Annotated in this window: 11 protein-coding genes; 5 read left to right on the top strand and 6 right to left on the bottom strand. The window is 27.8% G+C overall.

Annotated features, from left to right (window positions below; genetic code table 11):
* Positions 1-236 precede the first annotated feature (236 nt).
* The 3 genes from G4D72_RS07685 to G4D72_RS07695 all read right to left on the bottom strand — a co-directional run bounded on the left by G4D72_RS07685 (position 237) and on the right by G4D72_RS07695 (position 5,159).
* The gene (locus tag G4D72_RS07685; RefSeq protein ID WP_166077080.1) at positions 237-2,579 is read right to left on the bottom strand and encodes a hybrid sensor histidine kinase/response regulator; all 2,343 of its coding nucleotides are present in this window, start codon (positions 2,577-2,579) and stop codon (positions 237-239) included.
* A 70-nt stretch (positions 2,580-2,649) separates the two neighbouring features.
* Positions 2,650-3,237: an exonuclease domain-containing protein gene (locus G4D72_RS07690; protein ID WP_166077081.1), complete on the bottom strand. Its 588-nt coding sequence runs from the start codon at positions 3,235-3,237 to the stop codon at positions 2,650-2,652.
* Positions 3,238-3,245: 8 nt separating this feature from the next.
* Entirely contained in the window at positions 3,246-5,159 is a 1,914-nt protein-coding gene (locus G4D72_RS07695; protein ID WP_166077082.1) for a DUF294 nucleotidyltransferase-like domain-containing protein, read from the bottom strand.
* A gap of 183 nt (positions 5,160-5,342) precedes the next feature.
* On the opposite strand from G4D72_RS07695, the gene G4D72_RS07700 reads away from it, so the two are divergent.
* Positions 5,343-5,621, top strand: a complete 279-nt coding sequence (locus tag G4D72_RS07700) for a DUF3817 domain-containing protein (protein ID WP_166077083.1) — start codon at positions 5,343-5,345, stop codon at positions 5,619-5,621.
* A gap of 47 nt (positions 5,622-5,668) precedes the next feature.
* Complete coding sequence (locus G4D72_RS07705) at positions 5,669-6,928, top strand: mechanosensitive ion channel family protein (RefSeq protein ID WP_166077084.1); 1,260 nt, start codon at positions 5,669-5,671, stop codon at positions 6,926-6,928.
* Positions 6,929-6,939: 11 nt separating this feature from the next.
* Here the strand turns inward: G4D72_RS07705 and G4D72_RS07710 are convergent, their stop codons facing one another.
* Complete coding sequence (locus G4D72_RS07710) at positions 6,940-7,344, bottom strand: NUDIX domain-containing protein (protein ID WP_166077085.1); 405 nt, start codon at positions 7,342-7,344, stop codon at positions 6,940-6,942.
* 31 nt (positions 7,345-7,375) lie between these two features.
* Here G4D72_RS07710 and G4D72_RS07715 point away from each other — a divergent pair, with 31 nt between their 5' ends.
* Together G4D72_RS07715 and G4D72_RS07720 are read left to right on the top strand one after the other, a co-directional pair.
* Entirely contained in the window at positions 7,376-7,771 is a 396-nt protein-coding gene (locus tag G4D72_RS07715; RefSeq protein WP_166077087.1) for a glyoxalase, read from the top strand.
* Positions 7,772-8,191 carry a thiol-disulfide oxidoreductase DCC family protein gene (locus tag G4D72_RS07720; RefSeq protein ID WP_207784882.1) on the top strand — a complete coding sequence of 140 codons (420 nt, stop codon included), beginning with the start codon at positions 7,772-7,774 and terminating at the stop codon, positions 8,189-8,191.
* Between the two features lie 49 nt (positions 8,192-8,240).
* On the opposite strand, the gene G4D72_RS07725 is transcribed toward G4D72_RS07720, so the two are convergent.
* Positions 8,241-9,833 carry a T9SS-dependent choice-of-anchor J family protein gene (locus G4D72_RS07725; protein ID WP_166077089.1) on the bottom strand — a complete coding sequence of 531 codons (1,593 nt, stop codon included), beginning with the start codon at positions 9,831-9,833 and terminating at the stop codon, positions 8,241-8,243.
* 151 nt (positions 9,834-9,984) lie between these two features.
* Positions 9,985-11,154 (bottom strand): proline dehydrogenase family protein, encoded by a 1,170-nt coding sequence (locus G4D72_RS07730; RefSeq protein WP_166077090.1) that lies wholly within the window; start codon positions 11,152-11,154, stop codon positions 9,985-9,987.
* 99 nt (positions 11,155-11,253) lie between these two features.
* Here G4D72_RS07730 and aroB point away from each other — a divergent pair, with 99 nt between their 5' ends.
* Positions 11,254-12,324, top strand: coding sequence for a 3-dehydroquinate synthase (gene aroB / locus G4D72_RS07735; RefSeq protein ID WP_166077091.1), 1,071 nt, complete (start codon positions 11,254-11,256; stop codon positions 12,322-12,324).
* Positions 12,325-12,328 lie beyond the last annotated feature (4 nt).

Here is a 12,328-nt window from a genome sequence, read left to right on the forward strand (position 1 = left end):
CTATTAATTTATGGATTTGAAAGAAAAAATTATAGTGAAATTAAAACAAAATAGAATTTGACATGAAAAGATTTTAAATTATTGTTTTATGATTTTCATAAAGAAATCTAATGAAACATCGACAAAAACACCTTAAACTTTGCAAGTGTTTATTTATTTGAAATTGGTTAAAACTAAAAAAAACTTAAAATAATTTTGTTTTGAATGATTAGCTCAAATCTGATAAAAGAAAGATTTTATTTTTTGGTCAGTTCATTGATTTTATCATACAAAGACTTCTTATCTACTGGCTTGGTCATGTAATAATTCATTCCAATCGACTTTACTTTTTCTTTTGTTGGTTCAGTTACATCTGCAGTAATAGCTATAATTGGAGTGTTACTTTTTTCTTGTCCACAAAGACCACTTCTAATTGCAATTGTAGCTTCATAGCCATCCATTACTGGCATTTGTAAATCCATCAATACAATGTCAAAATGATTGTTTTTTAATAAATCTAGAGCTTCTTGTCCGTTATTAGCAATTTCGAAAGTTGCATTTTGCCAGTTTTTGAATATCATTTTTAAAACCATTTGATTCATCTTATTATCTTCAACAATCAAAATTTTTTGTTTGTTTGAATCTATTGGTGTTACATTTTCTATGGCTTTTTTACTCTCTAAGTAATCTAATTTTAATTGAATTGTACATGAGCTACCTTTTCCAACTTCACTCTCAAAATTTATTTTTCCATTGTACTTATCTACTACATTTTTTACAATAAATAAACCTAAACCTAATCCTCCGAATTTCCTTTTATCATTGATAGTTTCTTGCGAAAACGAATCGAAAATGGACTCTAATTTTTCCGCATGAATCCCGACTCCTGTATCAGATATTTTAAAACGAATTTTTACTTTTTTGTTTGATAATAGTTTCCCTTCAATTGTGAATTTGATACCACCCGATTCTGTAAATTTCAATGCATTTTGTAAAAGATTGTTTAAAACTTGTTGCAATCTATTTGTATCTACAACAATCTCTTTAGGAAGCGAAACATCTGAATTAAATTCAAAAGTTAATCCTTTTTCTTGAGCTTTTACGGAATAAAGTTTAGCAATTTCAGTAGCTAAATTTAATACATTCGTGGGTTGATTTTCTAAATGGAACTCGTTATTCTCAATTTTAGAAAAATCTAGAATGTCATTAACGGCACTTAATAAATTTTGCGACGAATATTTAATTAATTCACTTTTTTCCTGAACAGTTGTTATCTCTTTCTCTTGGGTTAGTAATGCAGAAACATTTAAAATGGTATTTAAAGGTGTACGTAATTCGTGACTAATATTGGATAGGAAATGCGATTTTAATTCATTCATTTCCCTTGATTTTTTTAATGCAATTTCTTGCGATTTAATTTTATCTTCTTTTAAATCGCCAATCAAATTAGCCATGGTTAATGAATAAAACACAACCTCTAAACCTGTTCCAAATTTTGAACCATTTTCAGTAATAAAATTGATAGGTAGAATGCTGAAATTTTTAAGAATAAAAACGACAAAACCTATAATTAAAAAGGACAATCCTATTGAAAAAAGAAAAAAGGACTTTTTAGTTTTTATATAAACATTTACCAAAGAATAGATTATTAAGACCAACAATATTAATCCTAAAAGATTCATAATTGGATAACAATGGTTAAAAAAGTCTGGTAAAAAAAGTATGGTTAAAAGTAAAAGTATTAATAAACCATATAGCACATAAAAAAATAAGTTAATTGGCGGTTTGACTTTCTGAATTTTTAAATAATTTTGAGAATAGCTACCTAAGAAAATACCAGAAATTATTGCAAAAATTAAAACAGACTTTTTAGAAAACCAGCTTGCGTTAGGTTGTATGTACTCATAAAAATAACCATCTAATGAAAATTGTAAAAGTCCTATAAAAACAACATATAAGCTGTAATATAAGAATACTTTTTCCTTCATGGTGAAATAAAAGAACAAATAGAGTATGGCTGTAATTAATAATATTCCGTAAAAAAAACCAAATACAATTTGTTCAAAAGAAGTATTTTCTATTAAGTTGGTGTCAGATCTTAAAAGTACAGGAACATTAATCACTTCTCCATCACTTTTCATATGGATGTAGTAGGAGAGTTGTTGGTAAGGTTTTAGTTGAATTTTAAAAATAATTTTTCTGTGATGAAAACTTCTTTCAGAAAACGGAATCGCATCACCACTTTTCTGAAAATCTATAACTTTACCGGATTCAATGGAATACAATTCAGCATAATCGATAATTGGTCGTGCTGTTTCTAAATAATAATTTGTGGGTTTTGTACTTGTGTTTTTTAGTTTAAAATGCAACCAATAATGATCGTTGGTAAATCCTAAATCTTGGTTTTCATTTTTTAATTTCTGGAATTGTGCTATGGGTATTTTTACTATTTCATTAATAGTAAGTTTTTTTTGTTTGGCATTATAAATATAGGTTGAAGTATGAATAGATTTTTTCTCGAAAGGCACATCAAGGTTTACTTGACCTAACAAAAACTGAACTCCGAATAGTATAAAAAACAATAAGAATTTTCTTTTCATTTCATAAAAATAAAGAAAGAAATTTAAAAATTAAAATTTAATCCAATTATTAACATTTTTGAATAAAAAATTAACGAATACCCAATTTATCTTTCATTTTTAAAAATAATAATGCTATTGAATACGCATCATCTGCAACTGAATTTCTATTGCTAACGGGCATTTTTAGAATGTTGCTCATTTCATCTAAAGCATACATTTTGTCATTCGTTTCTAAAATTTTATTTAACATTGCTTCAATGTCAAAAGCTTCATTTCTAATTTTTCCTAATTTTAATTTGCTTAGTAATTTATTAAGCATCTCAATATCAAAATCGATTCTATGTCCAATTAAAATAGAATTACTAATGTAATTTAAAATAATTTCAACAGATTGACTTTCAGTAATTTTATCAACTTTACTTACAGTAATAAATTCATTATCTAAACTGGTTTCATTAAAGGCTTTATGTTGAATAAAAATTTCAAAGGAATCTTTTAAAATGATTCTGTTATTAATTACAGAAGTGGCAGCTATAGCCATAATTACATCTTTATCGGTGTCTAAACCTGATGTTTCCATGCTAATTACCACATATTTAGTCGCAGGATTTTTAAAAGAATCGGTATATTTTTTCCAAAATTCAGGATATTCTTTATTAAATATTTTTGAAAGCATATGATTATTTATGAAAATCGAGTTAGTTTATATTTGTCTTTTATCAAATCAATTATATCATCTATGGCCATAAGAGATTTTTTTAATTCTTCTTTATCAATCTTAGATAATTTATTGGTATCGATAAAAGCTCCATCATTATCATTTAGAATACCTTCTTTAGCTCTAAATCCTTGTAATTTTATGTAGTTTTCAGCAAAATCTAAGTATTTTTCAGCATTTTTGGCATCAGAAATAGCCATTTGTTTAAATCGCAAAAAGGTACTGTTAATCCCTTTTAAATTATAACTCAAAGCAAAAACACGAGCGGCATCAATGTAAAATTGCAATCCTTTTTCCTTTAAATTGAATTGGTCTTTATTTATACCAGTTTCTTCTACGGCAAATTTTTTGAAGAAGGTGAGTGGTTGCGGTAGCTTCAGTAATTGATTCCCTATGTAATCAAAAAATATTTTATTGTTGGCTAAGTTTTGATGAATAGCAATTTCTAATGAATCTTTAATTTTAATTTCACCATAAATGTATTCAAAATCAAAGAAAATACCACTGAAATCAGACATGTTTTCACCTGGTGACTTAATACAATTACTATAAATTGCCGTAAAATCAGATAAGGATTTACACCATTTTATATTGCTTGCTAAATGCTCATTTGGACAAGGTTTATAGCCTAACAATTCCATGTTTGAAATGACTAATTTCGCCAATTGAACAAAGTAAAATTTAACATCTCGATGTTTATCAGCTGCAATATCTTCATAAACAATCATGTTGTCTTGATCACTTAATACCAATTGTTCTTTTCTTGCTTGACTACCTAACGCTAACCAAACAAATCGAGCAGGAGGAGTACCTAATTTTTCGATACAAAATTTAATATTTTGCTCAATTATGGTATGCAAAATACCACCAGCTGTATTGTTAATATGGAAAATTGGAATGTTTTTGGTGAATGAATTTTGAATGACAAACAAATATTTAGAGTGAATATATTTTAATTCTTCAAAATTTTTGGCTTTTCTTATTTCATCAATTAACACTCCTGGATTATTGGATTGCGATTTTATAATATCTCTTTCAGAAATCATCCCTTTTATACGAGTATTTTCTGTTCCATCTTCGGTAACACATAAATAATTGGTATCATTTTTCAACAACAACAACTGAGCTTCTGCTACCGAAATTGATTCTTCAACAATAGTTACATTTTGTTGCATTATAGAACTACAATCTGCTTCCAAATTAAGTGTTCCAAAGGCAATTTTTTTTCTAAAATCGGCATCAGTTAGTAAGCCTGAAATTCTAGCATTTTGTGTGATAATTGCAACTGATGAATTGCGTTCAACCATTTTTTTCGCTGCAGAAGCTATAGAAGTATGAACTGGAAGTAAAAGCGGATTTTTATCATATTCAAGTTCCTGAAAATAAGAAAAATCTGTTAGTTCTGATTCTGAACCAGCTTCCGAAATAGCCTTTAAATTCTGATAATTTTCACCGGTAGATTTTGATTGTTCAGAAAAACTTTCCAAAAAGTAATCCATTACAGCTGCATATTTTGCTAATAATGGTTTAAATAAAACAATTGGTATGGCATAAACAACCGCATCTTCATTAGCAATTGAATTTAAGGCATAGTTATTTTTAGCAAAAAAGGGACGTAAACCAAATATCGATCCTACATAACATTTCGAAATTAATGTTTCTTGAGCATCAATAATCTTAGTTAAATGAATAATCCCTGAATGAACGATGTAAAAATTTTTATGTAATTCGTCGTTAATTTTAAATAAGCGTTTAGATTTCTCTAAATATATAATTTCACTTTGTGTAGCAATATCCAATAAATCTGTAAATGCTACAGTTTTAAATGGATCATGTTGTTGTAAAAAGTCTACAATATTTTCTGCAAAAGTGTTCTTCATAATTGGAGTAGTAAATACACTTCAAATTTAATCAAATTAATCGATTGTAAAAGGCATTGTTTGAAAAATTCTATTTTACATAATGTATATTATAATTCAAAATAACTATTTTAAATATATCATAAAATCGCTGTTAATTGCTAAACATTATTTAATTTTGTGGAAATTTAAATTTTCATAAAAATGTTAAACTGGTTTAAAAAAATCGCACTATTTGAAGGAATATCGTATTTAATTTTAATTTTTAATATGTTGGTTTTAAAACCAAACTATTTTGAAACGTACAAAATGATTTTGAAGCCTTTTGGAATGGCTCATGGAATTTTATTCATCTTATACATAATATTAGCATTTTTGCTTAAAGAAGAAAAAAATTGGAATCTTAAAAATTTCGCAATTATTTTATTAGCCTCATTAATTCCTTTTGGAACCTTTTATGTGGATAAAAAATATTTGAATTAATTTTTATAAATCGCATATTTCCAATTAAAAAATAAAATTTTCTAAATATGAAAGTTTTCGACTTAGCAGAACCTTTATTAAAAAAACTCGATTTTGGTACAAATTTTACCTTGTATGGTAATTTGTTTCTTAATTTATTAGTGTTATTATTTTTTGCGTATGTAATTGATTATTTAGCAAAGAAAATACTAATTATAGGTTTGGCTGTTGTTGCGACTTACACGAAATCTACTTTTGACGATTTTTTAGTAGCCAATAAAACGGCTAAATATATGGCTCATTTAGTTCCATTATATTATATAAGTATAAAAATTCCAATTGTTTTAGATGATTTCGTTTATTGGGAAAATATATTTGGAAAAAGTGTAAAAATTTTCATCATAGTTTTATCTCTTTTTATTGTACGAAGTATATTAAATTCGCTAAAAGATTATTTAAAAAGTTTACCAAAATACAACGACAAACCCATTGATAGTTACATTCAGGTCATTATGATTGTACTATGGATTTACGCCTTAATTTCAATTGTTTTATTACTTTTTGATACTAAAAAAGGAGTTTTATTAACTGCTTTCGGATCAATTTCTGCTTTAATTATTTTAGTATTCAGAGATACAATTTTAGGATTTGTGGCCAGTATTCAAGTCACGGTTAACGATATGGTTCGAATTGGCGATTGGATTACAGTGGATAAATTTGGAGCAGATGGTGAAGTGGAGGAAATTAATTTAGCCACAGTAAAAGTTAGAAATTTTGATAATACAACTTCCACTATTCCTACGTATAGTTTAATTTCAGATAGTTTTAGAAATTGGCGTGGAATGATAAATTCTGACGGCAGAAGAATTAAAAGACATATATTAATTAAAGGTGCAACGGTTCGTTTTATTAATAATGATGAATTAAATGCTTTTAAACGTATACAATCTGTAACTCAATATATTGACAGACGAAAAGCTGATATAGATAAATACAATTCTATCAACAACATAGATAAATCTTTAAATGTTAATGGTAGAAATTTAACAAACTTAGGACTTTTTAGAAAATACATTCAAAATTATATCGAATCACATCCTGGAATAAACAAAGATATGCAAATGATGGTTAGACATTTGCAGCCAACTGAAAAAGGGATTCCATTAGAGATTTATTGTTTTAGTAAAGATAAAAAATGGGAAAACTATGAGTATATTATGGCAGATATTTTCGACCATATCATAGCATCTATTCCATATTTTGATTTAGAATTGTACGAAGCTCAGCATGTTAAAGGCGATAAATTGAATTTATTAGATGAAGAATAATCAACAAAATATTAAATAATTGAGTTGATTATTTCTAAATGATCGAACGCTAATTCTGGTAAATTGTTTAACGAAAACCATTTAACTTCTTTTGCATCATCTTTCGCTTGAATAGTTTGATTTTTTATATAATAAGTTTGATAAGCTATTGATATCATATGGCCACGAGGATCACGATAAGGTTTTCCAAAGGCACCTATTTGTATCATTTTATCAGTTTCAATATTTGTTTCTTCAAATAGTTCTCTCCTAGCCGCTTGTTCTAAATCTTCATTCTCATCGACAAATCCTCCAGGTAATGCCCAACAATTTTTATACGGTTCATTTAATCTTTTAATTAATAAAATCTCATTTGTATCGGTGTTAATAACTAACACATCAACTGTTACAAATATTTTTGATATATACTTAGACATATTTATTTTTTTTGTAAATTTAAAGTAAAAAATGATAGAACGTAGCCAGTTTCTTTTGCCTTTAAAAACAGTTAAGTTTGGAAATGAAAATGTAGCATCTTTAAGTGAAGAATATTTTCAAAATAACACTTTACGCCCTATTCTTAAATTACAAAACGATTTATTACTTGCTGTTTTTAAGAATTATGCTATAAAACAAAAAAATACATTTTTCGCTTTGTCTCCAGATAAAAAAGAAAAGTATATTGAAAATGCAATTCAAAAAGATTTAAAATTTAGAAACGCATTAAAAGGTATGATTATTGGATTATTTAGCCTTGAAGAATATTCAGATTACACCAAAAACTCCTCAAATTTAAACAAACGTATGATGACAATGTTAATCGAAAGGTTAAAAAGTCAGATTCAAATACTAACAATTGAATAAATGGATATTGAAAATTTACCAAAAGATAAAAAAATAATTCTTTTTGATGGCATTTGTAATTATTGTAATGATAAAATTAATTTCGTTATAAGAAAAGATAAAAACGATGTTTTCCGTTTTGTACCATTGCAAAGTGAAACTGGTCAAAAAATAATTCAATATTTAGGCATAAACCCTTCAATTGATAGTATTATATTATACGAACCTGGTTATGCCTATTTTATTAAGTCGGAAGCAGTTTTTAGAATTATCAAAGACTTATCATCATCAGTAAAAGTTTTGCTTTTATTTACTTTTATTCCTACAAGTATTAAAAATATTTTTTACGATATAATTGCTAGGAACAGATACAACTGGTTCGGAAAGAAAGAGAGTTGCATGATACCCACTCTAGAATTAAAAAGTAAATTTTTAGAATAAAAAAATCCTGAATTGCTTCAGGATTTTTAATTTAAAATTTATTTATGGATTATTCTTTAACTATTTTCTTAGTAAAATTACCATTTTCAGTTTCAAGAGATAATAAATATATTCCAGAATTTATTTTAGTTAAATCAATTGCTTCAAAATTAGAAACATTTTCCTGAATAACTCTTCCATTAATATCTGAAATTACAATTTTGTTTATTTTTAAATTATTAGTATTTTCAATTTTTAAAATATCAAAAACTGGATTAGGATAAATATTGAAATTTGATGTTAAAAATGAATCAACAGATAAAGCAGAAGTAACAGTTACATTGTCAAGTAAAACACTTGATCTTTGTGCAGTGGTATGTTGAGGACATGTATGATTAAATCCTAAGTAGTAAACACCTGCAGTTGTAGCTGTAAAAGTTGCTGTATTTTGTACATAAGCAGCTGTACTTGTTACTGAAAAAGATGGTGTAAGAGTAGTCGTTTGTGAAGCTACATTGGCTGCGGTTCCAATACTCAAAGCTAAATTATTGACAGAAGTAGTACCTGCTGCTCTATTCAATCTATGACTGTAGTTAATTGTGATTTGTTGTCCAGCTGCTAAAGTTATTCCACGTGAAAATAACCATGAGTTTGATGCTGTATTTGTACTTGAAGAAGCTAAAGCAATGTTAACACCATCTACTGCAAAACCAGCAGGTACATTTGCAGCAATACCCCAAAATCCACTTGTAGTATTTGCTGCAGTAGCAGCAGTAAACGTAGACCAACCAGCTTGTGGTAAGTTTAAACTCTCAAAACCATAACTGTAATTTGGAGCTGTAGGTTGTGTTGTAACTGTTGTAAATACATAAGGACCATCCCAGGCATTTTCTGTAGTAGTGCCACATTTAGATTTTACATAAAAAGAATAAGCAGTACCAGCAGTAAGGCCTGTAATGTTTGCAGATGGAGATGTTAAACCACTAACAATTGTACCTGAACCTAAAGCAAATCCTAATGGTCCATATTGTAAATCAAATTGTGATGCAGTACTATTCCAAGATAAAGTTGCTGTATTTTCCGTAATTAAGCTAGATTTAGCTCCTACAACACCAGGACACGCTGTCACGCTAATATCATCAATTCTAATTAAATCAGCATCATTTGCTTCGTATTGAAATCTAATTTTTACATTAGACTGACCAAGAAAAGGGGCTCCTAACTGAATATTTTTGTATAATGGTTGATAATCTGTAAATGTAGGTTCATTTTCTTCAACCCAAATAGTTGTCCAAGTTACACCATTATCAGTAGATACTTGACATCTTAAATCACCAGCAGGTATTGTAACCATATATTCAAAACCAACTATTGCTGTGAAATTCACATAACAATTGGTTAAACCAACAGAACTAAATGAAGGAGAAATTAATTTTTCATCCTGGGTTGCTGCAACCCAATTTACTATCGCAGAACCATTTCCTGTAGCGGCAGGGTTACCAACACTTCTAGACCAATTGTATAAAGTGTTAGGATGTGTGTTTTCAACAGTCCATCCTGTAGGAGGAAAAGTTGAACCTTCGAAATCTTCTCTTAATAAAGTTTGAGAAGTACCAATTAACGTAGAAAACAACACGCCAAAAGTAAGTAGTTTTTTCTTCATATTTTTTAATTAATAGTTATTTAAAATCCAAAGTTAATTAAAAAAAGATTACATTAATTTTTTTTAACATAAATATAATTTCAACCAAAATAATACTTTCAACTTAGTAACAATATCGAGAATTTTAGTAAATTAAAAATCATAAATTATGTTATTTCAATTTTCTCCTATTTCTTTCAGAAATAATCAAAGTTAATTCTCTACCCGTTTGTCCTGCTACTGATGTATTTTCTTGTGCACGTCTTATTAAATAAGGCATCACATCTTTTACTGGTCCAAAAGGCAAATATTTTGCAACATTATAGTTATTTGCTGCTAGGTTATAACTAATATTATCACTCATACCATATAATTGTCCAAACCAAATTCGTGAATCATTTGTAGCAATTCCTTTTTGCTCCATCAAATTCATCAATAAATACGAACTTTCTTCATTATGAGTTCCAGCAAAAATAGCCATTTCATTAATGTTTTCTAGCATATAAGTTAAGCCAGCATTAAAATTAGCATCTGTAGCTTGTTTACTTTCACAAATTGGGTTTTTGTATCCTTTCTCTTCAGCACGCTTGGCTTCTTTTTCCATATATGCACCACGTACTAATTTCATTCCAATGTGAAACCCTTTTTCTTTAGCACGCAAGTGTAATTGCTTCAAATAATCTACTCTATCCCAACGGTATAATTGCAAAGTGTTGAAAATTAATGCTTTTTTTGTATTAAATTTCTCCATCATTTTTTCCACTAAATCATCAGCAGCATCTTGCATCCAAGTTTCTTCCCCATCAATTAAAATTTGAACATCATTTTCATAAGCATATTGACAAATTTTTTCAAATCGTGCCACTACCCTATTCCATTCATTTTGTTCACTTGAAGTTAATGGTAAATTTGTTCCAACTTTTTCATACAAATCAATTCTTCCTAATCCAGTTGGCTTAAAAACAGCAAAAGGAATGGCTTTATTTTCTTTTGCAAAATCGATAGTTTTTAATGTCATTTTCAAACAAGCATCAAACTGCTCTTCTTCTTCTTTTCCTTCCACAGAGTAATCTAAAACAGAAGAAACACCTTTGGTATACATTTTTGCAACAACTTTCAAGCAATCTTGCTCGCTTACGCCGCCACAAAAATGATCAAAAACTGTTTTTCTAATGATTCCTTCAACTGGCAAATGAAATTTTAAAGCGAAATTTGTTAATGAGGTTCCAATTTTTACTAATGATGGTTTTCCAATCATTTGAAATAGAAAATGAGCTCTGTTTAATTCTGAATTAGATTTTAACGAAAATGCGTTCTCAGTATTGTTAAATATTTTCTCCATTTTTATTATGAAAATTTAAGGAATGCAAATATACTTATTGATGTAATGATTTCTCCTTTTTTTTAATTTATTTTGCAAAGAATTTTATAAAAAAAATCGATGAACCCTATTCAAGCCAATAATTATTCTATTTATTTTAATGATACTAGTTTTGTTTATTTAGAAAACCTTCTCAAAAAAGAAAACTATTCTAAAATTTTTGTTTTAGTTGATGAAAACACGAATGAGAATTGTTTGCCTTATTTTCTTTCCAATTTACCAACAGAAATAGAAATAGAAATTATTGAAATTGAAGTCGGAGAAGAAAATAAAAACATCTATACTTGTTTAGATTTATGGCATACTTTAATTGAGTTAGGTGCAGATAGAAAAAGTATTTTACTGAATCTTGGTGGTGGTGTAATTACTGATATTGGTGGTTTTGTTGCTTGTACTTTTAAAAGAGGAATTGATTTTATAAATATACCCACTACACTTTTAGCTATGGTTGACGCTTCTATTGGTGGTAAAAACGGCGTGGATTTAGGGAATTTAAAAAATCAAATTGGCGTAATTAAAGAACCAAAATCGGTTGTGGTTATTACTAAATTTTTAGAAACTTTGCCATCCAATGAAATGCGTTCCGGTTTGGCAGAAATGTTAAAACATGGTTTAATTTACGACAAAAAATATTGGGATAAATTAAAAAATTTAAATAATTTAAATACAGATGATTTAGATGTTTTAATTAAAGAATCAATTGAAATAAAAAACAAAATTGTTTCTGAAGATTTAACAGAAAACGGAATTAGAAAAGCCTTAAATTTTGGACATACATTAGGACATGCTATTGAGAGTTATTTTTTAGAATCTGAACATAAAAAAACTTTGTTGCATGGTGAAGCAGTTGCCGTTGGAATGATTTTAGAAAGTCATTTATCATTACAACTAAATCTGATTTCAAATGATGAATATGCAGAAATCAAATACATTATTACCGATGTTTATGAAAAGGTTGTTTTTGATGAAGCTGACATTCAAAAAATTATAGATTTATTAATTTTTGACAAGAAAAATGAGTTTGGAAAAGTACAATTTGCTTTATTAAACAAAATAGGAGAAATTAAAATCAATCAAACCGTTGATAACTCTCTGATTTTATTAGCTTTTCAAGATTATTTACAGATTTAATATT

This window comes from Flavobacterium difficile, from assembly GCF_011392115.1.
In the GTDB taxonomy this organism is placed as follows: domain Bacteria; phylum Bacteroidota; class Bacteroidia; order Flavobacteriales; family Flavobacteriaceae; genus Flavobacterium; species Flavobacterium difficile.

Coding starts and splice junctions, on each gene's coding strand:
- G4D72_RS07715 (WP_166077087.1), top strand. CDS start 7,376: ATGATAGAACGTAGCCAGTTTCTTTTGCCTTTAAAAACAGTTAAGTTT.
- G4D72_RS07690 (WP_166077081.1), bottom strand. CDS start 3,237: ATGCTTTCAAAAATATTTAATAAAGAATATCCTGAATTTTGGAAAAAA.
- G4D72_RS07725 (WP_166077089.1), bottom strand. CDS start 9,833: ATGAAGAAAAAACTACTTACTTTTGGCGTGTTGTTTTCTACGTTAATT.
- G4D72_RS07730 (WP_166077090.1), bottom strand. CDS start 11,154: ATGGAGAAAATATTTAACAATACTGAGAACGCATTTTCGTTAAAATCT.
- aroB (WP_166077091.1), top strand. CDS start 11,254: ATGAACCCTATTCAAGCCAATAATTATTCTATTTATTTTAATGATACT.
- G4D72_RS07710 (WP_166077085.1), bottom strand. CDS start 7,344: ATGTCTAAGTATATATCAAAAATATTTGTAACAGTTGATGTGTTAGTT.
- G4D72_RS07720 (WP_207784882.1), top strand. CDS start 7,772: ATGGATATTGAAAATTTACCAAAAGATAAAAAAATAATTCTTTTTGAT.
- G4D72_RS07705 (WP_166077084.1), top strand. CDS start 5,669: ATGAAAGTTTTCGACTTAGCAGAACCTTTATTAAAAAAACTCGATTTT.
- G4D72_RS07685 (WP_166077080.1), bottom strand. CDS start 2,579: ATGAAAAGAAAATTCTTATTGTTTTTTATACTATTCGGAGTTCAGTTT.
- G4D72_RS07700 (WP_166077083.1), top strand. CDS start 5,343: ATGTTAAACTGGTTTAAAAAAATCGCACTATTTGAAGGAATATCGTAT.
- G4D72_RS07695 (WP_166077082.1), bottom strand. CDS start 5,159: ATGAAGAACACTTTTGCAGAAAATATTGTAGACTTTTTACAACAACAT.